22 protein-coding genes and 1 tRNA gene are annotated in these 24,429 nt (G+C 37.8%); all 23 read right to left on the bottom strand.

The window, feature by feature from the left end:
• Window positions 1–105 precede the first annotated feature (105 nt).
• Entirely contained in the window at window positions 106–1,416 is a 1,311-nt protein-coding gene (locus tag AAAT26_RS00490; protein WP_278469966.1) for a YgeY family selenium metabolism-linked hydrolase, read from the bottom strand.
• A 12-nt stretch (window positions 1,417–1,428) separates the two neighbouring features.
• The gene (dpaL, locus tag AAAT26_RS00485) at window positions 1,429–2,640 is read right to left on the bottom strand and encodes a diaminopropionate ammonia-lyase (RefSeq protein ID WP_195213099.1); all 1,212 of its coding nucleotides are present in this window, start codon (window positions 2,638–2,640) and stop codon (window positions 1,429–1,431) included.
• A gap of 9 nt (window positions 2,641–2,649) precedes the next feature.
• Window positions 2,650–3,282, bottom strand: coding sequence for a helix-turn-helix transcriptional regulator (locus tag AAAT26_RS00480; protein ID WP_012864622.1), 633 nt, complete (start codon window positions 3,280–3,282; stop codon window positions 2,650–2,652).
• Window positions 3,283–3,680: 398 nt separating this feature from the next.
• Window positions 3,681–4,100 carry a flavodoxin gene (locus tag AAAT26_RS00475; RefSeq protein WP_004696544.1) on the bottom strand — a complete coding sequence of 140 codons (420 nt, stop codon included), beginning with the start codon at window positions 4,098–4,100 and terminating at the stop codon, window positions 3,681–3,683.
• Window positions 4,101–4,110: 10 nt separating this feature from the next.
• On the bottom strand, window positions 4,111–4,698 hold the full coding sequence (locus AAAT26_RS00470) for a DUF3793 family protein (protein WP_008601461.1): 588 nt from the start codon (window positions 4,696–4,698) through the stop codon (window positions 4,111–4,113).
• A 104-nt stretch (window positions 4,699–4,802) separates the two neighbouring features.
• Window positions 4,803–5,435 carry a hypothetical protein gene (locus AAAT26_RS00465; RefSeq protein ID WP_004698726.1) on the bottom strand — a complete coding sequence of 211 codons (633 nt, stop codon included), beginning with the start codon at window positions 5,433–5,435 and terminating at the stop codon, window positions 4,803–4,805.
• 190 nt (window positions 5,436–5,625) lie between these two features.
• Window positions 5,626–7,314 carry a glutamine--tRNA ligase/YqeY domain fusion protein gene (locus AAAT26_RS00460; RefSeq protein ID WP_105086679.1) on the bottom strand — a complete coding sequence of 563 codons (1,689 nt, stop codon included), beginning with the start codon at window positions 7,312–7,314 and terminating at the stop codon, window positions 5,626–5,628.
• 82 nt (window positions 7,315–7,396) lie between these two features.
• Complete coding sequence (locus AAAT26_RS00455; protein WP_008601465.1) at window positions 7,397–8,446, bottom strand: 2-hydroxyacid dehydrogenase; 1,050 nt, start codon at window positions 8,444–8,446, stop codon at window positions 7,397–7,399.
• A 123-nt stretch (window positions 8,447–8,569) separates the two neighbouring features.
• Window positions 8,570–9,037: a large conductance mechanosensitive channel protein MscL gene (gene mscL, locus AAAT26_RS00450; RefSeq protein WP_039965058.1), complete on the bottom strand. Its 468-nt coding sequence runs from the start codon at window positions 9,035–9,037 to the stop codon at window positions 8,570–8,572.
• Between the two features lie 284 nt (window positions 9,038–9,321).
• Window positions 9,322–10,989 (bottom strand): ATP-dependent nuclease, encoded by a 1,668-nt coding sequence (locus AAAT26_RS00445; RefSeq protein WP_039965060.1) that lies wholly within the window; start codon window positions 10,987–10,989, stop codon window positions 9,322–9,324.
• A 172-nt stretch (window positions 10,990–11,161) separates the two neighbouring features.
• On the bottom strand, window positions 11,162–12,049 hold the full coding sequence (locus AAAT26_RS00440; RefSeq protein ID WP_008601469.1) for a DMT family transporter: 888 nt from the start codon (window positions 12,047–12,049) through the stop codon (window positions 11,162–11,164).
• Between the two features lie 210 nt (window positions 12,050–12,259).
• On the bottom strand, window positions 12,260–13,759 hold the full coding sequence (gene thrC, locus AAAT26_RS00435) for a threonine synthase (protein WP_008714340.1): 1,500 nt from the start codon (window positions 13,757–13,759) through the stop codon (window positions 12,260–12,262).
• Between the two features lie 182 nt (window positions 13,760–13,941).
• Window positions 13,942–14,883 carry a Dyp-type peroxidase gene (locus tag AAAT26_RS00430; protein WP_008714341.1) on the bottom strand — a complete coding sequence of 314 codons (942 nt, stop codon included), beginning with the start codon at window positions 14,881–14,883 and terminating at the stop codon, window positions 13,942–13,944.
• A 281-nt stretch (window positions 14,884–15,164) separates the two neighbouring features.
• Window positions 15,165–15,240: transfer RNA gene (locus tag AAAT26_RS00425), tRNA-Lys, on the bottom strand.
• Between the two features lie 83 nt (window positions 15,241–15,323).
• On the bottom strand, window positions 15,324–15,626 hold the full coding sequence (locus AAAT26_RS00420) for a hypothetical protein (RefSeq protein ID WP_008714343.1): 303 nt from the start codon (window positions 15,624–15,626) through the stop codon (window positions 15,324–15,326).
• 1 nt (window position 15,627) lies between these two features.
• Entirely contained in the window at window positions 15,628–16,593 is a 966-nt protein-coding gene (gene moaA, locus AAAT26_RS00415) for a GTP 3',8-cyclase MoaA (protein ID WP_215675472.1), read from the bottom strand.
• Between the two features lie 26 nt (window positions 16,594–16,619).
• On the bottom strand, window positions 16,620–17,060 hold the full coding sequence (locus AAAT26_RS00410) for an MOSC domain-containing protein (RefSeq protein ID WP_004698555.1): 441 nt from the start codon (window positions 17,058–17,060) through the stop codon (window positions 16,620–16,622).
• A 213-nt stretch (window positions 17,061–17,273) separates the two neighbouring features.
• The gene (locus AAAT26_RS00405) at window positions 17,274–18,602 is read right to left on the bottom strand and encodes a nucleobase:cation symporter-2 family protein (RefSeq protein ID WP_038125499.1); all 1,329 of its coding nucleotides are present in this window, start codon (window positions 18,600–18,602) and stop codon (window positions 17,274–17,276) included.
• A gap of 180 nt (window positions 18,603–18,782) precedes the next feature.
• Window positions 18,783–19,400 (bottom strand): cyclodeaminase/cyclohydrolase family protein, encoded by a 618-nt coding sequence (locus AAAT26_RS00400; protein WP_004698544.1) that lies wholly within the window; start codon window positions 19,398–19,400, stop codon window positions 18,783–18,785.
• Window positions 19,401–19,429: 29 nt separating this feature from the next.
• Window positions 19,430–21,100 carry a formate--tetrahydrofolate ligase gene (locus AAAT26_RS00395; RefSeq protein ID WP_021148392.1) on the bottom strand — a complete coding sequence of 557 codons (1,671 nt, stop codon included), beginning with the start codon at window positions 21,098–21,100 and terminating at the stop codon, window positions 19,430–19,432.
• A 276-nt stretch (window positions 21,101–21,376) separates the two neighbouring features.
• Window positions 21,377–22,645: an SLC13 family permease gene (locus tag AAAT26_RS00390; protein WP_004696579.1), complete on the bottom strand. Its 1,269-nt coding sequence runs from the start codon at window positions 22,643–22,645 to the stop codon at window positions 21,377–21,379.
• 102 nt (window positions 22,646–22,747) lie between these two features.
• Window positions 22,748–23,359 (bottom strand): L(+)-tartrate dehydratase subunit beta, encoded by a 612-nt coding sequence (gene ttdB, locus AAAT26_RS00385; RefSeq protein WP_004696581.1) that lies wholly within the window; start codon window positions 23,357–23,359, stop codon window positions 22,748–22,750.
• Entirely contained in the window at window positions 23,359–24,261 is a 903-nt protein-coding gene (gene ttdA / locus AAAT26_RS00380) for a L(+)-tartrate dehydratase subunit alpha (protein ID WP_004696583.1), read from the bottom strand. Before ttdA ends, ttdB begins: the two co-directional genes overlap by 1 nt.
• Between the last annotated feature and the right edge of the window lie 168 nt (window positions 24,262–24,429).

Raw genomic sequence — 24,429 nt, 5'->3', positions numbered from 1 at the left:
TTTATACGATGCCTCATCAAATAGTGAGGCACTATATGAAATTCTAAATATCAACTATTTTCCAGTTATTCCGTTTATATTAAATCTAATTCAATGTATGTGATATTAATTTTTGCAATATACGGATGGTAATAATGCATATACAGCAGCACATGTTACAAGATCTTGTTTCCATGTAATTTCGTTAGGTGCATGTGCTTGTGCTTCTGCACCAGGACCGAAGCCAATGCATGGAATGCCATTACGGCCCATGATAGATACACCATTTGTGGAGAATGTCCATTTATCAGTTAATGGGCGAGCTTTACGCATTTCAACTGTATCTTCTGCACCAATACGTTCATTGCCATATAAGCTAGTGTATGCTTCTTCCAAAGCTTCTGTTACTTTATGATCTTTAGGAATTACCCATGTTGGGAAGTAGCATTCGATTGGATAGGTTAAACCAGTCCAAGATGGACGAGCATATTCGTACATGGATACTTTCGCACCATATTCTTTAACATGTGGCAACGCTTCGATTTCTGCCAAACAACTTTGCCAAGTTTCACCAGCAGTCATACGACGATCCAAGGAAATAGCACAGGAGTCAGCTACTGCACAACGGCTTGGAGAAGTATAGAAAATTTGGGAAGTAGTTACTGTACCGCGACCTAAGAAGCGAGCTTCTTCGTAATGGTCAGGGTTGAATTTAGGGTCAAGCATTTTAACAAGACCTTTAATTGCTGTGCTTTCATCGGCAGAATTAGCATTCAAATCACGAATGTCTTGAAGAATATCTGCCATTTTATAGATAGCGTTGTCACCGCGTTCCGGCGCAGAACCATGGCAAGATACGCCTTGTACGTCTACGCGGATTTCCATGCGACCACGTTGACCGCGGTAGATACCGCCATCAGTTGGCTCAGTGGATACTACGAATTCAGGACGGATATTGCGTTCTTTAATCATGTATTCCCAGCAAAGACCATCGCAATCTTCCTCTTGAACTGTACCTACAACAAGTACGCGATATTTGTCGTTAAGAAGGCCTAAATCTTTCATGATCTTAGCACCGTATACAGCGGATACAATACCACCCAATTGATCAGATACGCCACGGCCACCAATTTTAGTTTCGTCTTCGAAACCATCATATGGATCAAAATCCCAATTGTCACGATTGCCAATACCAACTGTATCAATATGTCCATCAAAAGCAATGAGAGTTTTCCCTGTGCCCATATATCCGAGAATATTCCCCATAGGATCTACTTCAACTTCATCGAATCCTAGGTTTTTCATTTCTTGTTCTATACGTTTTACATGATCTTTTTCTTCAGCACTTTCTCCTGGAAATGCTACGATCTCACGTAAAAACTTTGTCATCGCTGGGCCATAAGTTGCCGCTGCTTGTTTAATTGCTTGTAAATCCATAATTAATGCCTCCTAACGATCTTCACCATACCACATAATGTTTTTATATCTTTCAGGATCCGTATCACCTTCAGTGGAGAAACAGAGTACCTTTGAAGACGCATCTAATTCTAACTCTTTTCGTAAGTCTTCATATTCCGGCATCGTCATAATTGCCATTACAAGACCTAATGGAACTGCACCAGACTCACCAGTAGTAATTGGAGTATCGCCTTTAATTGGTGCACCACCAACGCGCATGCCTAAACGTGCCACCCAGTCAGGCGCAGAAACGAATACATCTGCATGATTTCTTAAAATATCCCAAGAAACCGTGTTCGGTTCACCACAAGCTAAACCTGCCATGATTGTTTCTAAATCACCTTCTACGATACGAGGTTTACCATCATCAGCTACAGCTCCTTTGTATAAACAAGCTGCTGCTGCCGCTTCTACAACCACTAATTTAGGTTTTTTAGCCACATTGCTGTATAGATTAGTGAAGTAACCCACTACAGAACCGGCAAGGGAACCTACACCAGCTTGTACAAATACATGTGTAGGAACTTTACAATTATCAGCTTCTAATTGATTTGCTGTTTCCATAGCCATTGTGCCATAGCCTTGCATAATCCAGTTTGGAATTTCTTCATAACCTTCCCATGCAGTATCTTGAACTACAACACCGTTAGGAACTTCTTTAGACTTTTTAGTTGCTAAGCGTACACACTCATCGTAATTGAAGTCTTCGATTGTTACGGTAGCGCCTTCATTTTCGATTTGTTTTCTGCGGTATTCTGTAGAGCCCTTTGGCATAAATACTACAGATTTTTGACCTAATTTATTGGCTGCCCATGCTACACCGCGACCGTGGTTACCATCAGTTGCAGTAAAGAATGTAGCTTGACCAAACTCTTCTTTTAATTTTGCAGATGTTAATACATCATATGGTACATCCTCAACAGCTTTACCAGTTTGTTGCGCCACATATTTTGCCATCGCATAGGAACCGCCTAATACCTTAAATGCATTAAGGCCAAATCGGTAAGATTCATCTTTTACAAAGAGTGCATCAACACCGATATGAGATGCTAAATTCTTAAGCGATACAAGTGGAGTAATGCTATATTGTGGAAAACTTTCATGAAACGCTTTAGCTTTCTTAACCTCTCTAACATCCATAACGGACAAAAACTTGTCACTTGATGGTGCCATCGTATTACGCTTCCACTGAATTCGTTCCATATTTGCCTCCTAGGATTCTTCCTTTATAGTATTTAAATCACTATAAAGAGTAAACTTAGAAATATTAAAATACTCTGCTATCTTCTCAGAAGACTTCGAGATAAGAAAAGCCCCTTTTTCGTTTAAGTAGGTTATAGCTTTTAAGCGTTCCACCTTATTCATCAATGGTCCTGGTTTACCAACTATACGTTCTATATCTAGTAATAAATCATCTAATAGCTCCGATACACTTGTCGTAATTTTTTCAACAGATCCTGCATCTTCCTGACCTGTATTGACCAGACTATCCAAAAGTCGATGCATCAAAACAAACTCTGTTATATCTTGGTTAATCCCCAACAAGTATGCTATACGACCTGTATCATCACGAATATACATGGTAGAAGATTTTAATATTCGGCCATCTTTAGTTTTTGTGAGATAACCAAATCTACCCTCGCTACCATCGTCATGACTCAGCACATCTAAAACCACATGCGATGGACCATCACCAACATGTCGATTAGTTATAGTTCCATTCTCAATATATACAAGAGACGAATTGATATCCCCTTTTAAATCATGAATCAATACTTCACAGGATGGGCCAAATTGCGCCGCTAATCCATGGGCTATGACTTTTATTCGCTCTAATGTACTCATTGAAATAACCCCTCTTCCAATGTCATTAATTAACCTTTCCAATTTAAATTACGCCAGCCCGATTAATAGCTAATATAAAATTAACCCTAACTATTTTTGTATTAACCTAAATTTTTGTTAGGTTCTTTAACTAAATTATAGGACTATGTGTACAAAAATGCAATATAATTATGCATTAAAGTTATTTATAATTATACGCTTATATACACGAATAGAGATAAAGATAAATAAATATTATGATTTTCATCACATTTACTTAATGATATTAAAATTTTTAATGACCTATGCTTCATCCTATCAATCATAAATACATACAAAAAAGGCTGTAATAACGACTTATCGTCATTACAGCCTTTTTATTATTAACTATTAGTATTTATTTAGTAGTTGAAATCAAATTAAGCATTTGCTAATGTTTTACCTAATTCTTGGCATTGTGCATTACCATCATCATCAGGTTCGCCCAAGATTGCTACGCCATCAGCCACTAATTCGCCACCAGCATCTTTAATTCGAGTGCCCCAGTCTTCCAACCAAGTGCCACCCCAACCATAGGAGCCAAAGATCGCTATTTTTTTACCACTCAACTTGCCTTCTAGTTCAGTGTAGAATGGTTCAAATTCGCCTTCTTCTAATTGTTCTGCACCCATATCAGCACAGCCAAGAGCTAATTTTTCATAAGCTGCTGCTTCATCAACAGATACTTCAGAAACGGATTTTACTTCAACTTCTTGACCTGCAGCTTTAATACCTTCAGCTACTTCATAAGCCATGCGTTCTGTATTGCCTGTACCGGACCAAAAAATTACACCAATCATCTTGTACCTCCTAGGCCGTTCTTGCGACCAATGAACTAAATGTTTTTCCCAACATCAATTGAGTTTGACAAAATTCACGACATGCTTTGTAACACAAGAAAGAGCGTTGCGCATTTACCACATCATGGTAAACCTTCCACTCTCCGCACATTCGGTATCCTCCACCACGATAAGAAATAAAACATTTCACATCCTTTAATGGGTAACCTAAAAAAATGCCGATTTCATGTGGAAACTCAATGCTTACTTCCATACGATATCTAAGATGTTCAAGCATCTCCATAATGCTCATTTGATCATGATAACCGTAGGCTTTCAAAAATAACATCACCGCAGGTTGGCGTACATAGTCTCTTAATTGCTTCTCACGGAATACCAATAATAGTCTTCGCGCTTTACAACGACATAATTCAAAGAAGAACAATCCTTTTTCATTGAACGCTTTATTATACTCTATCAATACAAATTGGATTTGTTCATTCATGTCCCGTGGAATAGAAACCAAGTTCGATAGCTTAATACCTCGAATTGCCGGTGCACAATGATATCCAATGATATGGTCAATTGAATTCATCATAATAGTACCTGCCTGTTGCACATCGTTAGAATTACCTCTAATGAGAATAATTCCTATAGGCTCATAGTACTCTTGATGAGAAAAATTGTCAAGAATAATTGATATATATTTTCAATAATTATTTATTATTTGGTATGTAATAAACCTTTAACTTTAGGGAATACAACACTATCATTAGCTTCATCAACAGCGATTAAATGAGCATTTGGTCCTGTATATTTATCTTCAGAAATACTAATATGTAATATCTCATTATAAGAATTATTATTAGCTACACTTTTATATTTCAATGTACCTTCATAGGCATTGCCTTGTTTTACTAATGGATTTATTACCGTAAAAGTGCCAAGCGCAGGGCTCTCACCCTTGTTAATAGCAGCGGCCAATGCACCAATTGAGGAAGAATCTGTATTCATATGTTTTGCTTCACTCATACGACCAGATAATTGTTTACCTAATACAACATTAGCATAAACAGCATATCGCATTTCGTTTTCTGTTTTAATATTTAATGTATATACATCTGCAGAAGATACACCTGCTTCAAGAAGTACAGATTTAACGTCTTGTTTCCCTTCCCCTGCAAATAATGCTTTAGGATTGTTTTGATACATAGTAACACCTTCAGGCAATTTAACACCTTGATATGTTACAGTTTGACTTCTATTTAAAATGGACTTGATATTTGCTGCAGAACCAGTAGCTGGCACAGATGCCAACACAGCCGCTGCCGTAGCAAGTAATACTAATTTCTTCATGTTTTTCCTCATCAAAGCTTTAATATAATAAGCTAGCAATACAACATCTAGAGATTAAAGCCAAACAATGGCTTAGGCTATTCTAAATATCTATTGTCATTAAAGTATTTATAGTAATAACCCAGTGTTAAAGAACCGCCCACCAAGGAGCGGTTCTTTAACATTATAGTAATATAAAATAAGCGTTATATTATTTCTTTTGTGCCTTAGCCCAACTATCGCGTAAACCAACAATACGGTTCATCACAATATGGTCTGAAGTACTGTCTTTATCAGTTACAAAGTAACCTTGACGCAAGAATTGGAAATGATCACCTGGTACAGTATTAGCAAGACATGCTTCCCCTTTACTATGGAATACTTGTAAGGAGTCATGGTTGAAATCGCCCAAGAAGTCTTTACCATCCGAATCTTCTTTAAGTAAATAATCATATAAGCGAGATTCAATATCTACTGCAGTAGATGCTTCAACCCAGTGCAATGTCCCTTTTACCTTACGAGTGCAACCGCTACCACTCTTAGTTTCTGGATCATATGTACAGTGTATTTCTGTAATATTGCCATTTTCATCTTTAATAACATCAGTACATGTAATGAAGTATGCACCTTTTAAGCGTACTTCTTTACCTGGTGCCAAGCGGAAAAATTTCTTAACTGGTTCTTCCATAAAGTCATTGCGTTCAATGTAGATTTCACGACCGAATACAACTTCACGGTTACCCAACTCTTCATTTTCTGGATTGTTTTCAACTGTGCAAAGTTCAGTTTGACCTTCTGGATAGTTCGTAATAACAACTTTCACAGGATCAATAACTACCATAGGGCGTGTAGCTTTGAGTTTCAAATCTTCACGGATACAGAACTCAAGCAAAGCAATATCAACAACGCTATCCGCCTTCGCTACACCAATGCGATCACAGAAATCACGAATAGATTCCGGTGTATAACCACGGCGGCGCAAACCTGAAATTGTCGGCATACGGGGATCATCCCAACCAGCTACAAGGCCTGCCTCAACAAGAGCACGCAATTTACGTTTGGACATAACCATTTTAGTTACATTCAAGCGAGCAAACTCAATTTGTTGAGGAATTTCAGTATCATCCCATTCCTCTAACACCCAATCATATAATGGCCGGTGAACTTCAAATTCCAATGTACAAATAGAATGCGTAATGCGTTCAATAGCATCTTCAATAGGATGGGCAAAATCATACATAGGGTAAATTTTCCACTCATTACCCGTATTATGATGCTCTGTATTTACAATACGATAAATAACAGGATCACGCATTACGATATTAGGATGCGCCATATCGATTTTTGCACGCAATACCTTTTCCCCATCTTTATACTTGCCAGCCTTCATTTCTTCGAAGAGTGCCAAGTTTTCTTCTACACTACGCTCACGGTATGGACTATTGACACCAGGAGTAGAGAAATCGCCGCGATTTTGTTTAATTTCATCTGCACTTTGATCATCTACATAAGCCTTGCCAAGGGTGATTAATTTCTTAGCATACTCATACATTTGGTCAAAATAATCAGATGCATAGCGTGGTTGTTCATTCCAATCAAATCCAAGCCATTTAACGTCTTCCATGATGGAGTTTACATATTCGACATCTTCTTTTACAGGATTTGTATCATCAAAGCGAAGATTTGTTAAGCCATTGTATTGTTTACCAATACCAAAGTTGAGGCAAATAGATTTAGCATGTCCAATATGCAAGTAACCATTTGGTTCTGGTGGAAAGCGAGTCAATACACGGCCACCGTATTTGCCAGTTTCGTTATCTTTGTTGATAATAGCTTCAATAAAGTTAACAGATACAACTTCTTCAGGAGCTACATCTTTTTCAATGTCTTTATGTTCCAACGTTCTTACCTCCATAGGAAAAATATTCTTTTATTTTACCATATTTTGTATAAAACCGCATATCTTTTAATGTCTTCCACTTTTAGTCGAAATCAGTTAAATCAACGCCAGCCTTTTTAAGCTCTTCTAGCGCAGACTCTACATCCATTTGAGGTTTCTTATAATTTACTTCTTCATTTACACATGTTTTTAAAGGTTTCTTATGAACGCCGGCAATAATATTATCCGCTGTCAAAATAGACATGTCATAACGAGTTCTATCTGTGTAAGAGCCAATATGCGGTACAATAAGGCAGTTTTCTACATCTAACAATGGATGATCCGCTGGTAATGGTTCTGGATCCGTTACATCGAGGGCAGCATAATCGATTTCACCCGTTTTAAGAGCATTGATAAGTGCATCAGTATCTACGATAGGTCCACGACCAACATTAACAAATAAAGCTGTATTCTTCATCTTCTTGAAAAACGCTTCATCACACATATGATATGTTTCATCTGTCAATGGAGCCATAACGCATACTACATCACTAATGGCTAATAAATCATCTAACTCCATATAAGTAGTCTTATGAATCTTATCATCCAAACGTTGATTACGATTATGATACACAACAGTCATACCAAACGCACGGGCACGTCGAGAAATGGATACGCCGATAGCCCCCATGCCAATGATACCAAGAGTGCGACGACTTAAATCAAAACCTTTAATATTAGAAGGTCTTTGAGCCCAACGACCGTCTTTTACAAAGTTAGCATTTTCTATAATACGACGACTAGCCGTGGCAATCAACGTAAATGCAAGTTCTGCTACCGTTTCATTGAGAACACCTGGCGTATTGCCATAAGGAATACCTGCCACTGTTAGTTCATCAATATTTACATTATCATAACCTACGGCCGCTTGTGCTATAACCTTTAAATTTGGCGCATTCTTTACAAGATCACCATCTACATCTAAAGGTCGTACACACCACAAACCATCCGCATCAATGAGCCATTCCTTCAGTACCTCACGAGGCATCACTGTTTTTTCAGTCCATTGGCGCACATCTACATGCTCTTTTAAATATGCAATCGCATCTTTGCGAACCAGTCCATTTACTACTACTAGAGGTTTCTTTTCCATGTATATCCCTCCCTAAAAAATTCTATATATTATAATTATATTTTATACTAGAAAGCTAACGTAATACAACAAAAAGGAGTAAGGTCAAAACCTCACTCCTTTTATGTATAATTTAAATTTGAACTAGTTCAAATCTGCAGTACAGTTAGGGCATTTAACTGCATTGATATTGATTTCAGATTTACAGAATTGACATTCTTTCGTTGCAGGTGCTTCTGCAACTTCCTCTTCTTTCGCAGATTTCATCATTTTAGCCAAACCACGAACCATCAAGAATACAACAAATGCCAAAATCAAGAATTGAATCAAATCAGTAATAAATGTACCATATGGCAATACAGATCCAGCTGCACGAGCTGTAGCAATATCAGCACCAGACATGAATGCATCTTTAGAACCTGTGCTCAATGGCAAGTACAAATTACTAAAATCAATACCACCTGTGAATACACTGAGAATAGGCATGAATAGGTTGTTTACAACAGAATTAACCAATGCTGTGAAAGCAGCACCAATAATCATACCAATAGCTAGGTCCATCATATTGCCTTTGAAAGCAAATGCTTTAAAGTCATTTAGAAAGTCTTTCATTTTCATACTCCTAGATACGTTTAATTGAGAATGCATTAATAACAGTACTAATCATAAAATAAAGATAAAAAGATGTCAAGAAATTTCGATGTAGTTTTTAAAATTTAGTTAATATAGTTTTTTATAATTCTATCTATTATAGTAATAAATCGCTTATTATGCGTATTTTTTACACCATATTTCCTATGCCTACACTCTAAAACGCTATGTTACCTTCGAAAAAATAGAGTCTAACAAAACTTTGGTCAGACTCTATTAATTAGAAGTAGTAATGTATTACTCCATTAACCTAAGCCTAGCGAAAGAAGTTTAGCACGCTCTATTACTGCAATAAATGCAGGTGGTATCATGGAAGCATCTAAAAATTGACTAATACGTCGCCCTACAATTACTCCTTTATTAGCATAAAACCAAGAGAAGTAATAGATATGTAAATCATCCAACTTACGATCCGAAATATTTGGTAAACATCGTTGTACAATTTGGCTTTTAGTAATACCTAATTTAGCATAACCACGCCGCGCCATATCCTTTGTTACCATTGGACGAGCGTCATCAATAATGTCCTTGATGATGGCATCCATTATGGAACGCTTGTGCATCGCAAGTAGATACGATACAAAATCCATTTCAAAACAAATTTCCTCCGTATAGAATATATTGCTATGTGCTTTTGCATATTTTCCCTCTACATCGCGATCATAGAGAGCTACTGTAGGAATAGAGAATCTATTAAACAATTTTTGCAATTTACTGATAGAGGACTCGCCCCGAGCGTTGATAAGACAGATTCCAAAATAGTCAAAGTCCACGCCTAATTTTTTACCAAAGCCTGTAAAGCTACCGTACTCAGTCTCCCCTTCTACGATGATAATACACCGAGCGTATAGAGCCTCTTTTGCCTCAGGAAAATGCATAATCAAGTGTTTCTCTACCTCTTTAGGAAAATTGAAAGTAACTCCACACGCTGCACAGACCATATTATTTTCATCCCGATAAAGCCGAATAATATGACGATAATCGTCAACTAGCGCATCCGTACTGTGAGTAACCACAAAGAGCTGTCCTAACAATCCATCTATTTTAAAAATATCTCGCAGCAATGCTAAAAACTCTTCATTTTCATTAGTTGCAATTTGACGGTAATAATTGAGCACAGCCCGTTGCAAATACGGACTTAAATGTAGCTCAGGCTCATCCACACTTATAAAGATTGGTAAAAACTTGTATCCCTTTGCATCATATACAAGTAAAGATTCTAAATTTGTAGTTGCACTACTCACTTTCATATAAATTTGAGCCAAAATCTTGAGAGCCACAGCCATAATCAATCGTACATTATCAGCAGAATACTTACGTTCCATAGCGGAGGATGTAGACAATACCTCTACAAGATGTTGAATATTGAGCATACAGTAAGGATCTAAATCCTTACGTAAACTAACAATTTCACGCTGAAAATCATCAGTAGGCATTTCTAATCGAGACACATAAGCTTGTAATAGCTGTCCTAATTCTACATATATAGAGGACGGTATAGAAAACAGTTCCTGCTCTGAGGTATCGCGATGACACACATATAAAGCATGACGAATCATAGACAACGGCATAGGCTCAATCCCTGCATCAGTGACTCTGTATAATCGTGGATATACCTCTTGTACAACTTGTTCAAGTCGTAAACGGTAGGTAGGTCCCTCATCAGCAGTATACATGCTTTTATAATTTAACTCACCTAGAGATATTTCAAAATCAATGCGAATAGGCTTATTTACATCCGTAAAATCACTTTCAATAAAACCATGGCACTCCATGATAATTTCTAAGAGATCTAAAAAATTAGACTTACCTACCGCATTTTCACCGACAAAGTAATTAATATCATTGTGAAAGCTTAGCGTTACATCGGCTAAGTTCCTATAGTTTTCAATATGCATCCATTTTATATACATAGCTCCTCCGTCTGTAGCTACTTTCAAAATGAAAAAGCTCTAGTATATTTCATTACAATAAATCACTAACTAATACCCCTGTATTTTATCTTTTATGTAAAAAGGTGCCAATCACGAATGTAATCAGCACCCCCACTGTCATATACAGTCTGATACTGTATATATTCGACATTTATTTAATTTTATCCTCTATAACCTTGCCCTCTCTTAATGGACCACTCTGTTCTTTAAGACGCGCCAACATGACAGAGGATATAAACATAGCAATACCAGCTCCTACTGTTGCTATGGATAAGCTTTCACCAAAGATCAAGAACCCATAGAAGGAACTAATAAATACGCCAACGTATTGCAAGAATTGAGCCACTACAGCATTGGTCGTAACAAAGGCGCCAGTCAAGAAAAACTGAGCCACTACACTAATACCACCGATAGCGAAGATAATGAGCCAATCTGTACCTTGAGGCATAACGAGCTTATCAGTAGTGACGAGGCCCGCAATCATGCCAGTAATCATGAAATAGGCCATGATTTCAAAATTACTATGTTTTCCGCGTTTACTAATAGTTCGTATCGTCGTATAGGCCGCCGCAGCTAAAGCAGCACCTAAAATTGCTACCAATGCATACCAAGAAAATGATTCATAACTAAAAGGATTTACCATTACTAAGACAGCAATCAAAATGACTCCAAGCCATTTGCCAGCCCCTTTAGGTATCGATTCCTTCAGAAACAGAGCACTAAAGATAAAAACAAATATTCCTGTCGTCTGAAATAGAATTGTTGCATCAGATAATTTTATGTGTACCAATGCTATGAAATTACATACCATACCAAAACCGCCGTATAAGCCACGCATGACGAGGAGCCCCCGATCCTCTTTTGAAAAACGGATGCCCTTCACATACATAATAATGAGCACCGCAACAGTCCCAAAGAACCCACGGGCAAAAGCGATCTCCCCAGGTGGAATATTTGTCCCTAACAGTTTTACAAATACATTCATCGTACTAAATAAAAGTGCGGATAACAATGCATATATAAGGCCCTTTTTAGCCATAGCCCCTCCTATAATTATATTTCTCTATATAATTATAAACCCATATTTCTATAAATAATGAATACATCAATACATACTAACAAAATTCCATATCATATGATGAATGTTAATTTAATGAGAAAATGAATTTAATTGGTTAATCAATAAAAAATGATTACTCAATAAGAAACATATAGATATGCCGCCCTTCTAATGAAAGGCGGCATAGTATTATTTAGAGAATGTATCTACAAAATCTAAGATTTCTTGTTTCATATTCTCTTTGTCGATTGCTTTTGTAAAGCGCAATGGTTTGGATTGTAAGGCTTCCAATTGTTTAGGGAAGGCAACACCCGTTACAGTAGAGATATTCTCTAAGCTTTCATAAGGAGTCTCGCCTACCTTGATATCCAATGCCTCACAGATTGGTGTAGGGAATTTAAATGGATGTGCTGTAGATGCAATCACTGTATGACGAGCGCCATCTTCAGGATGCTTCTCCAACTCCTTCATATAGGCCCCCATAGCAACCGCCGTGTGAGGATCCATTACATAACCGTAAGAATTGTATACTTGTTCAATGATTGCTTTCGTTTCTTCATCATCCACATAGGCACCAGCAAAATCAGTCTTAATACGTTTGAACTCTTCTTCATTAACAGTTAATTTGCCTGTTGCTTTAAGATCTTTCATCCATTCTGCTGTACGTTCGCTATCTTCACCAGAAATATAATATAAGAATCGTTCAAAGTTAGAGGATTCAAGAATATCCATGGATGGAGAAATCGTCGTATAGAATGGGCGGTTCATATCGTAGGTACCGTTTTCAAAGAAGTCAGTAAGTACGTTATTTTGATTAGATGCACAAATCAATTTGCCGATAGGAATCCCCATTTTTTTAGCATAGTAAGCAGCCAAGATATTACCGAAGTTACCAGTTGGAACTACAACGTTGAAAGCTTCGTCTTCATGGATTGCACCTTGTGCAACCAGTTCAGCATAGGCATTTACATAGTAAACTACTTGTGGAGCTAAACGACCAATATTGATAGAGTTCGCACTGGAGAACATAACCCCTTTTTCAGCAACCTCTTCTGCAGTCGCTTTATCAACAAAGAGGCGTTTCAAGAATTGTTGAGCATCGTCAAAATTGCCATGAATAGCCGTAACATTAACATTCTCCCCTTCTTGTTTTTGCATTTGTTCCGCTTGCATAGGACTAACGCCATCAGTTGGGTAAAATACCTGAATATGAGTGCCAGGTACATCCTTGAAGCCTTCAAGAGCTGCTTTACCAGTATCACCAGAAGTAGCCGTTAAGATAAGAACTTCTTTTTTCTCACCTTCCGCCTCTTTAGCTGCCACTAACAAATATGGGAATAAGGACAACGCCATATCTTTGAAAGCTTGTGTGCGGCCATGGAATAATTCCAATACGGAAACCTTTTCCAATAAAGAGTGTAATGGTGCAATATCACGGGTGCTGAAATTAGCATCGCAGTAAGCAGAATTAATCATTTCATTTAAATGAGCTTCAGAAAAGCATGGAAACAACTTTGCTAAAACAACGGCTGCTACTTCTTGGTAGTTTTTATCTTTCACATCATTGTAAGTTAAGCAATTTGTAGGGAATAAAGATGGTACATATAGGCCACCATCCTCTGCCAATCCGTGCAACAATGCATATGTTTCATTTACCGCAACGGTACCGCGGGTGCTAGTATAATTCATAGAATACCTCATTTATAACTACAATGGATTTTTACGAGTTTAATAGATTTATTATAGCATAAAAGCGCCCACTTGGGGCGCTTTCTATAGAATTATATAATAAATTTTAATCTTGTAGATAGAACTAAACATTACTAGCTAATTAGATAAATGTTTAGTCTCCACCATCAATTAGAAATCGATTATAGTTCACCTTCTGCAATAGCATCCAATGTATCAAGAGACGGAATGAAAAATAGCATGCCCGTAATAGGCTTAGAATAATCAAGCAATTTATCGTTTTGTGTAAACATATTGGTAAGCATTGTTTTGGTCACATCCCAGTAACGAGCATAACCTATAAAGTATGTGCCTCGAACACCTTGACCAGGTTGAGCAAATGGAACATTCATACGAACGATCTTATGTTCTTCATCATCACGATTGTCTTGAGCCACTACATTGTGAGCTGCCGGGTCTTTTTCGTCATCCTCTAATTCGATATCACTAAATTTGCGGCGGCCAATGAATTTCTCTTGCATTTCTGTAGGAAGTGCACGCCATGCATCAAGATCATGTTCATATTTTTGAGCAAATGCATAAGAGCCATTAGTAAATTCAGGATCTTCATCTCCAATAACGCCCCACTCTACAGCCTCTTGGCCAACAGGGTTTTCCGTACCATCAACGAAATCAATAATCGCACGACCTTGTTCGTAGTGGAAGCCATGGGTTTCATCTACAACAGATGTAATAGGGCGTAAGAACTCCATAATTTGATCTACTACAGTATACGTAACAGATTCATCATTAGAGCGGACATGCAAAAATAAGTCAGCTGCTACAGCGGGTACATCTTGTTTATCACCTTTTATGCCTTCGAAGTCTTCTAACTCTTTTGGTACCGGTGCATTAGGGAACAAATAATCCCATGCCTTACGGCTAAAGCCAAAGGCAATGCCCAAACCTTCCCCATTAGCGCGAATACTAACAGAACGTTTAATGGCTTGAATACGATCTGCCATATCTTGAATCACTTCAAGCTCTGCCTCATGATCTTTACGGTTTAATAACAAAGTGGTGAAGTTGACACTTTGGCCAGCATCTTTATACACATCTTGTGTTCTAGAAACATCTACTGCCATTTGGTACCTCCTAGTGAGAAAACTATTATAAAACCATCATAAGCTATTATAGTTTTACTGTCTATAAAATATATTATATTGTATCAATACTATATTCAATTAATATCAAAGTTTATAAACTTAATTAAATCAATGACTACTCGTTTGAGAAAAATAGGATTAAACCACAACGTATTTTAACCATGTAAATAACTATATAAAGGCTAAAAAGATATGTAAAAAGCTAAAAGAAAAATATTTACACAAAAAAAGAACTCACACAAAATGTGAGTTCTTTACTCTGGTGGACCACCAGGGGTTCGAACCCTGGACACCCTGATTAAGAGTCAGGTGCTCTGCCAGCTGAGCTAGTGGTCCATGACATGAATAATTATATGCTTATTTTATAGGAATGTAAAGAAAATTTATTACACTCCTATAAAATATCAACATTCATATTATTAATATTGTAATACCCAATCCTTCATAATATTACAGGCCTCAGTAGGGAGTAGATCACTAGTCCCTACGCAGTTTTCACCACTATATAGTTGAAGCACACTATGAGTGCGACTTACTTCTTTTACAATAACATTCGTCAAATTAGACTTAGGAACGCTAAACTGTAACCCATAACGACCAAAATAAGTAAATACGGTTTCTTGTGTATTGTATTCTATATGGACTTGAAGCATCTTGCCTCCAGGCCAGCATGATTCAACATTCTCCTTTGATCTAGGCTTTAAAAAATCAAAAAATCCCATACTACCCTCCGATTCGCCACATTGGACGCTCAGGTTGATCCATACCTATACCATCATGTCGTTCTTGTTTTCGTTGCAAAGCACGTTCAATATGATTAGCTAAGTCCTTTATAGATACACCTTTGCGTACGAGTGATACGAGATCAGCCTCATCATCTCGCAACAAGCACAATCGCATTTGACCGTCAGATGTAAGACGTACACGATTGCAAGTGTCACAATAGCTATGAGACATAGAGAATATAAAGCCTACAGCCTTACCACTAGGTAGTGCCAAATATGTAGCAGGACCAAAGCCATAAACAGAATGAACCTCTGTGAGAGATCCGCCACTAACGCGTTCTAGTTGTTCCTTCCATTCATCAAAGGTAGGCCCATGAAAGGCATCACCTTGGAACGGCATGTATTCAATAAATCGCCAAACAACAGGCCATTTTTCAACATATTGTAATAAAGATTTAACTTCATCATCGGACCAATAACGAGATAAAACCGTATTAATCTTAACGGATTTAAAGTTAGCATTAATAGCACTACGTATACCGTCGAGGACGGACTCCAACTGTCCCGCTTTACCAACACAGGTGGCAAAAGCTTCAGTTTCAAGAGAGTCCAAACTAATATTCACACGATTCAAGCCAAGTTTTTTTAACCGTTGCGCTCGTGAGGCTAATAAACTACCATTGGTAGTCATAGAAATATCTTCAAACCAACCTGTTTCTTTAATACGACCTAGTAACTCTTCGATATGTGGATAGAGCAAAGGCTCACCGCCTGTGAGGCGTACTGCCTTCACACCAATATGATGGAAGGCCCCTAATATATTCATCCATTCATCAACAGATAATAGTTGTGTTTGACTTTGAGGAGTAATTTCTGCAGGTCGGCAGTAGGGACAACAAAAATTACACGCATCTGTCAACGACAGACGTACATATTCAATTGTACGACCCCATGCGTCTTTCATAACACACCTCATTTACTAATACGAAATTATTTAATAATAGATACTTCATCACCTACATGAATCATACCAGTTTTAAGAACCTTACCAAAGATACCTTGTGTAGGCATAATACAGGAACCAACTTGTTTCATAATTTCACAACCTTGATGACATTCCTTGCCAATTTGAGTAATTTCAAGAATCACATCATCACCTACTTGTAAGTGAGTCCCTACAGCTAATTCATAAAGAACCATGCCTTCTACTGTAATGTTTTCAGCGAAATCACCAGGTTTGACATCTGCACCTTGTGCCCTCATGTGATCAATACTCGCAATACCAAGCAAGCTGATTTGGCGATGCCAATTTCCTGCATGAGCATCTCCCTCCATCCCATGATCAACAATGAGATTGGCGGATTCAATATTATGTTTTTTTTGCCCTTTTCTCTCACTTATGGAGATAGCAATAATTTTTCCGTCTGCCACGTAGCCCTTCCCTTCTTATGGGAACATTCCATATACATAACTTTTATAAACACTTAATTGTAAATACAAATTAATATTTCTATTTTATGAAAGCATCACAAAATAGTTCTACAATTATCTATATATTATAGCATAATATTCTAATGTTTTTCCTGTGATTTTATTCACTAAAAAAACTCTACCGAAAGAGGTAGAGTTCTCATCTAGTTATTATTATCGGCGACCCATTTCTTTAATTTCGTCACCTTTATTAACACCATTTAGTAATAAATTAAGCAAGATTGCCATAATACTACCAAAGGTAATGCCAGATTTTAATATAATTTGTGCCCAATCAGGGAAATTAGCATAAAAGTTCGGCGCCGCAATAGGGATCATAGCCACTCCAATACTAATCGCCACAAGCATCAAGTTATGATTACCATCAAAACTAACCTTGCCAAGAGCGCGGATACCACTGGCAACAATCATACCAAACATAGCAATACCAGCACCACCAAGCACTGCATTTGGAATACTAGCAACTATAGCAGCTAGTTTAGGAAATAAACCTAACAAAATTAAGATTACTCCAGATGCAGCTACTACAAAGCGACTTTTAACACCTGTAACCGCAATAAGTCCTACATTTTGAGCAAAGGCTGTATATGGGAAACTATTAAGAATTCCCCCTATTAAAGTAGAAATACCATCGGCACGAATAACAGAAGCCAATTCTTTTCGACCTATTGGCTTATCCACAATTTCACCAATAGCAATACTATCACCTGTAGTCTCTACCATGACAACGAGCATGACGATAATCATAGATAGTACAGAAGCCCAGTCAAAGGTTGGCAAACCAAAATAGAATGGTTCAATGAAAGCAACCCATTGAGATCGACCAACTTCATCAAAATTAGCAACGCCCATTGCAAAGGCAATTGCTGTGCCTGCGATCAAACCGATTAATACAGAAAGATTACTTAAGAAACCTTTAGCAAACTTGTATACAAATACAACAATTAAGAACGTAAGAAACCCAAGTCCTATGTTTGTATAGCTTCCAAATTCTGGATTTCCTACGCCGCCCCCCATCCAATTAATGGCAACTGGCATTAAGTTAATCCCAATAAGAGTAATTATGGTTCCCGTTACAACAGGGGGGAACAGTCGAATTAGACGACTAAAGAATGGAGCTACTAGAAAGGTAAATAAACCTGCTACAATAATGGCGCCGTAAATGGCAGTCATACCATGCTGTGCCCCAATCATAGTCATAGGTCCGACAGATGCAAAGGTAACACCTTGGATCATAGGGATACGCCCACCTATATTACCGAAGCCTAATGTTTGAATTAAGGTCGCAATGCCACAAGTAAACAAGTCTGCTGTAATAAGACGAATCAAGTCCTCCACAGGTAAATTCATCGCCTGTGCCACGATAATCGGTACCGCGACAGCTCCAGCATACATGGCAAGTACATGCTGTAAACCAAAGGCAAAGAGCTGTGGTATGGGCAACATACTATCGACTGTATTTATTTGGTTCTGATCTGTCATAATGTCTCCTACATAAAACCTCGAAATATCACCCATTTATTTTACACTATCGTTCGGATTATAACAATAGAAAAAAGAGAGTCTATTATTTTATACGTATTAATAGGCTCTCTTTATATTATTTCCCGAACTTTTATAGTTTGCTCGGTTATATTATTCGATTTATATTATAATCTCTTATTATTCATATAACCCTATGATAGACGACTCTTTAACATCAAGATCTTTTTCAATGGCATACATCTTAGATGTTAGTTCTGCTACAAAACTTTCATCTTTAATACCAGATAAATTAATACGCACATTCAAAAAAGCCGATTTCACCGCAGCACGCGCATTAATAGCCGCAATAATACCATCTGTAATAAGATTTTGATTCCCCTTACGAGAGGCTAATTCTGCTAAATCAAATATTTGATTCGCTAATTCTCCAATTTCAAAAGGTACCATAGCAGCATCTTTGTATGCTTGTTGAATAGCAGCTGTACGCGCAGCCTTCTCTTCATCTGTATTCTTTGGCAATCCTAAGGCGTTCATAAAGATATTAAATACATCTGCATCAGCTTGAGATAATTCGAGCATGCGCTTGCGAATCGCTTCTGCTTTAGCTTGAAGCTCCTCCATTTCGGTCTGAACCGCTTCATAACCTTTTTTACCAAATGTAAGGTTTGCTACCATTTCTGCTAAAGCCGCCCCCGTTGCGGCAGTCAATGCCGCAATAGCACCACCACCTGGCGTTGGCTCTTTAGAGGCAGTAGCAGCCACAAAATCTATTACTCGTTGTTCTACTAATTTCATAACATAGCCTCATGTAAAAACACTTTCTATTAAAACAAGCCTTTAATTGTGCCGTCTGCTTCGATATCCATATTAAGAGCAGCAGGACGTTTAGGAAGGCCCGGCATGACCATTACGTCACCTGTACGACATACGATAAAGCCTGCCCCATTAGCAACACGAATATCGGATACAGTAATTGTAAAGCCAGTTGGTGCGCCCAAAAGAGCTGGATTATCGGATAAGGAGTATTGCGTTTTCGCCATACATACAGGCAAACGATCAAGTCCCCAATCTGCTAATTGTTTAATTTGCTTTTTGGCTTTGTCCGTAAAGATAACACCATCGCCACCATAAATAGTTTTAACGATTTTATTAACTTTGTCCTCAAAACTATCTTCTAACTTATATACGAATTTAGGTGTTGGCTTAGGGCCTTCAAGTAACTCTACAACTTTTTTCGCCATATCAGTGCCGCCTTCGCCGCCCTTTTCCCAACATTCATTAAGCTCTACAGGCACGCCAAACTCATCACATAGGCGAGTCAACTCAGCAATTTCTGCATCTGTATCGCTAGCAAATTTATTGATTGCCACTAATACAGGCACATTGAAATAACGCATGTTTTCAATTGCTTTTTGTAAGTTGCTGAAACCTTTAGTTACGGCTTCAACATTTTCTGTATTCAACTCTTGTTTTGGTACACCACCATGCATTTTAAGAGCTCGTAATGTAGCTACGATAACGATTGCATCAGGGAAAATATCGCCGTATCGGCATTTAATATCAAGGAATTTTTCAGCACCCAAGTCAGCGCCAAAGCCCGCTTCCGTAACTACGATATCACCAATCTTAAGTCCTAGTTTTGTAGCTACAATGGAGTTACAACCATGAGCGATATTAGCGAATGGACCACCATGAACGATGGCCGGTGTATGTTCTAGTGTTTGTACAAGATTCGGCTTGATAGCATCTTTCATAAGGAGAGCCATCGCACCTTGACAACCAAGTTGATGAACATAAACAGGATCACCTGCTAAGTTACAACCGATAACGATGCGACCAAAACGTTCTTTCAAATCTTCTAAATCCTTAGCTAAGCAAAGTATAGCCATGATTTCAGAAGCTACAGTAATCATAAAATGATCTTCCCGAGGGAAGCCACATACTTTACCACCGAGTGCAACTGTCACATTGCGAAGAGCACGGTCATTCATGTCTAGAACACGAGTCCAGGATAGTTGACGCAAATCGATTTGTAATTCATTACCTTGATGGATGTGATTGTCGATCATAGCCGACAACAAATTGTTAGCCGCTGTAATAGCATGCATATCACCTGTAAAGTGAAGATTGATATCATCCATTGGCACAACTTGAGCATAACCGCCACCTGCCGCACCACCCTTAATACCAAATACAGGCCCTAAGGATGGCTCACGTAATGTAGCGATAGCATTTTTACCGATTTTTTGTAAGCCTTGTACGAGGCCGATGCTCGTTGTAGACTTACCTTCCCCTGCCGGTGTTGGCGTAATAGCCGTAACAAGTACCAATTTACCATCTGGCTTAGCTTCTAAACGGCGAATAGCATCAAAGGAAATTTTCGCTTTATAATGACCATATTGTTCAATATCATCAGGTGTTAAACCACATTTATCGGCAATAACCTGAATCTTCTCCATTTTATTCTGTTGGGCAATCTCAATATCGCTTAACATAAAGCCTCCTCGGCACTATGGCCACATAAACCTATATAATAACTATTAGATAGACGTATACGTTTTGTAATATATGTCTACTGTGAATGTATATTTGTACACTTACATTACTCTATTATATGTGAAAGTTTCTCTAATGTCTAATACTTATGTCTAACAAATTTAGTAATCTATCTAATATATAACAAAACAAGCACAATATATGCAGGTAAGCAAGAAAAGGCCCTGACGTAAATATACATCAGGGCTTTCAATATATACCAAATACTTATCTTATTAGAATGGGAATAGGATTGGAAGTAAAATAAGTGCTACGATACTAGATACAACGATAAGTGGTACCCCAGCTTTCACATAATCCATGAAGCTATAACCAGCTATATTGTATACCATAGTATTAGCAGGCATGCCAATTGGTGTAGCATATGCCAAAGAGCTAGCAATTACGATAGCTGCAAGTACTGCTTTAGGATCAAATCCAAGCTGAGATGCTAAGCTAAGACCGATTGGAACTAATAATGCACAAGTAGCTGTATTAGACATAAAGTTTGTCATAAACACACCAAGCACAAAAATTACTACTAACACAACGATTGGAGATGGGCTTGCTCCAAGACTATTAACGATAATGTCAGCAATTACACTACCAGTACCAGTTTTTACCATTGCATCACCGAGAGCCATAGAACCAGCAAATAGCATAATTGTTTTCATGTCGATAGATTTAACAGCTGCCGTTTCGCTAATAACATTAGTAGCTACTAAAACAAGCGCACCTATCCAAGCACTTACATAAAGTTTTACACCTAATTGTTTTTCAAAAATCATAGCAACGACTGTCAGAATCAATACAATCGCAGCAGTCCATTTCTTCCAAGATGGCACATGACTATAATCATCATTACCTTCAAAAGCACCATCTGGTTGATGACTTGGAGCGTCTGGTAAGAAACGTTTACCAATTGTAGCATAGAATATAGTACCTACGATAAGGATTGGTAAGCCTACTAAACCATAATCAAAGAAATTAAAAGAACCTAAGCCTGCTTGTTGTAATCCTGCTTGAGCAATCATGTTACCAGGAGCACCGATAAGTGAGATATTACCACCCATGGCTGCCGCAAATACGAGAGGCATCAATAACTTAGTTTGTTTAAAACCACTCTTTTTACAAATACCGATAATTACAGGAATCAGTACAGCAGCTGTACCAGTATTAGATAAGAAACCAGATAAAATACCTGTAATCATCATAACAGCAACGAGCAAAGATGTTTCAGTTTTAGCAAACTTATGAACTACATTACCTACACCTACTGCGACACCTGTTGCAAAAAAAGCTTCACCAATAACAAACATGCCCATAAATAGTAAGACGTTTGGATCCACAAAACCTGCAAATGCTTCTTTAGCAGATAATACCCCACTTAAGTGTAGGCCTACCGCTACAACCATAGCGGTAATAGACAAAGGGATTTTCTCCCACGCAAACATGACGATGGCAAATATCAAGAAGCCAAGAGTTATCATTACACTCGTATCCATATATACCTCCCAATACGTGTAATATACCTAAAAAAGGGTACAAAAAAGGAGGATTGTACAAAATCCGTATAATCCCCCTATTAAGTTAAGCTCACAATGAGATTATTTAATGAAGTTTACGTGTTTATAAATCTCTTCTAACACTTCTTCTTTCTTCGCATTGTATTCTACTTTTTTATTTTCAAAGTAGTTATTGCCGTCTGCATCAATAGATACGATGAGCGGACCAAATTCTTTAACCTTAAAAGTCCACAAAGTCTCACACATACCTAATTCACGCCAATTAGCAGATTCTACTTTTTCGACTTCTGTAGCAGCAAGTACGGCATTACCTGCAGGGAATACACAGTGTAGTGCACCAAAGTCTTTGCAGGCACGTGCTGTTTCAGGCCCCATGCCACCTTTACCTACAATGAGACGTACACCTGTCTTTTTAACAAATTCATATTCGAATTTTTCCATCCTCATAGATGTAGTAGGTCCTACAGATACAACTTCAAATTCATTATCGCTTATAGTGCGAATAATTGGTCCTGCATGAAGTATAGCCCCATCTTTAACATCAACCGGTAACGTTTTACCTTCTTCTACCACACGACGATGCCCCATATCACGACAAGTTGTAATATGCCCAGTCAAATAAATCACATCACCTGGCTTAATGCCTTCTAAATCAGATTTTTGAATTGGTGTAGTTAATATTTTCTTAGCCATTATAATGTCACTCCTTTATGAGATTTAACTGTGCAATTACCATCCTTGTCAAATACGAGATCGCCGCGGCGATGATTCCAACAACCTACACTAACAGCACAAGAAATAACAGATGGATGACGTGTACCATGTTCAATATTCACACCTAGTACAGTTTTATCCCCACCCATACCTTGAGGTCCAATACCAATCTTATTAATTCCATCTTCTAACAATTGTTCCATATAAGCCGCTTTTTCATTAGGTGCTTTTGAAGATACAGGGCGCATTAATGCTTTTTTAGATAATCCAGCAGCGGTATCAATAGTTGTAGCAATCCCTACACCTACCAATAGTGGAGGACACGCATTCAATCCATAGCTTGTCATCAAATCAAGAACAAACTTAGCAACACCTTCATAGCCTTCGCCTGGCATCAATGTTTTACCTGACCCTGGCAAGGAACACCCGCCACCAGCCATATAAGGGAAGATTTCTACATCATCGCGACCAGGAATGATATCCCAGTGAATATAAGGTGCAGTGAGGCCAATATTTTTACCAGTATTAAACTCATCAAAAGTTTCTACACAGTTCAATCGTAATGGAGCCTCTTGTGTAGCCTTATAAGTTGCTTCCCTTAGAATATCTTCTAATTCGCCTATTAAGGGATAATTAGATCCAACCTTTACCCAAAATTGTAAGACACCTGTATCTTGACAAGAAGGACGATTAAGCTGAGCTGCTAAATCCATATTATGTTGCATTGTTTCATAAATAGATTTGGCCATAGGATTTTTTTCATCCTGTGCCAATTCATGAATTTTTTCTTGTACATCATCAGGCAATACCTTTGCCATATAAGAAATGAAATTAGCTATCTTATTAGTCATTTCTTGTACTTGTTGTTCCTTCGTACTCATCGTAAACCTCCAAATGGACTTCATTATTTAAGACGTGATTATTTATGTTTCGAAACCTTAGCTCCTTTCGATGATTTCATTGTACTCTTTTTTTAGGATACAACTATCCAATTTACAAGTTCATTTTCAATGGTAAAAGTCTGTTAAACACATACAAAATTTCCTTAA

This window comes from Veillonella parvula (genome assembly GCF_040094895.1).
Classification (GTDB): Bacteria; Bacillota; Negativicutes; order Veillonellales; family Veillonellaceae; genus Veillonella; species Veillonella parvula_L.
This window is presented reverse-complemented; position numbering and strand designations above follow the sequence as displayed.

Bases quoted from the DNA above. Each gene is read 5' to 3' on its own strand.
- AAAT26_RS00490 (WP_278469966.1), bottom strand. From the start codon at position 1,416: ATGGATTTACAAGCAATTAAACAAGCAGCGGCAACTTATGGCCCAGCG.
- dpaL (WP_195213099.1), bottom strand. From the start codon at position 2,640: ATGGAACGAATTCAGTGGAAGCGTAATACGATGGCACCATCAAGTGAC.
- AAAT26_RS00480 (WP_012864622.1), bottom strand. From the start codon at position 3,282: ATGAGTACATTAGAGCGAATAAAAGTCATAGCCCATGGATTAGCGGCG.
- AAAT26_RS00475 (WP_004696544.1), bottom strand. From the start codon at position 4,100: ATGATTGGTGTAATTTTTTGGTCCGGTACAGGCAATACAGAACGCATG.
- AAAT26_RS00465 (WP_004698726.1), bottom strand. From the start codon at position 5,435: ATGAAGAAATTAGTATTACTTGCTACGGCAGCGGCTGTGTTGGCATCT.
- AAAT26_RS00455 (WP_008601465.1), bottom strand. From the start codon at position 8,446: ATGGAAAAGAAACCTCTAGTAGTAGTAAATGGACTGGTTCGCAAAGAT.
- mscL (WP_039965058.1), bottom strand. From the start codon at position 9,037: ATGAAAGACTTTCTAAATGACTTTAAAGCATTTGCTTTCAAAGGCAAT.
- AAAT26_RS00445 (WP_039965060.1), bottom strand. From the start codon at position 10,989: ATGTATATAAAATGGATGCATATTGAAAACTATAGGAACTTAGCCGAT.
- AAAT26_RS00440 (WP_008601469.1), bottom strand. From the start codon at position 12,049: ATGGCTAAAAAGGGCCTTATATATGCATTGTTATCCGCACTTTTATTT.
- thrC (WP_008714340.1), bottom strand. From the start codon at position 13,759: ATGAATTATACTAGCACCCGCGGTACCGTTGCGGTAAATGAAACATAT.
- AAAT26_RS00430 (WP_008714341.1), bottom strand. From the start codon at position 14,883: ATGGCAGTAGATGTTTCTAGAACACAAGATGTGTATAAAGATGCTGGC.
- AAAT26_RS00420 (WP_008714343.1), bottom strand. From the start codon at position 15,626: ATGGGATTTTTTGATTTTTTAAAGCCTAGATCAAAGGAGAATGTTGAA.
- moaA (WP_215675472.1), bottom strand. From the start codon at position 16,593: ATGAAAGACGCATGGGGTCGTACAATTGAATATGTACGTCTGTCGTTG.
- AAAT26_RS00405 (WP_038125499.1), bottom strand. From the start codon at position 18,602: ATGACAGATCAGAACCAAATAAATACAGTCGATAGTATGTTGCCCATA.
- AAAT26_RS00400 (WP_004698544.1), bottom strand. From the start codon at position 19,400: ATGAAATTAGTAGAACAACGAGTAATAGATTTTGTGGCTGCTACTGCC.
- AAAT26_RS00395 (WP_021148392.1), bottom strand. From the start codon at position 21,100: ATGTTAAGCGATATTGAGATTGCCCAACAGAATAAAATGGAGAAGATT.
- AAAT26_RS00390 (WP_004696579.1), bottom strand. From the start codon at position 22,645: ATGGATACGAGTGTAATGATAACTCTTGGCTTCTTGATATTTGCCATC.
- ttdB (WP_004696581.1), bottom strand. From the start codon at position 23,359: ATGGCTAAGAAAATATTAACTACACCAATTCAAAAATCTGATTTAGAA.
- ttdA (WP_004696583.1), bottom strand. From the start codon at position 24,261: ATGAGTACGAAGGAACAACAAGTACAAGAAATGACTAATAAGATAGCT.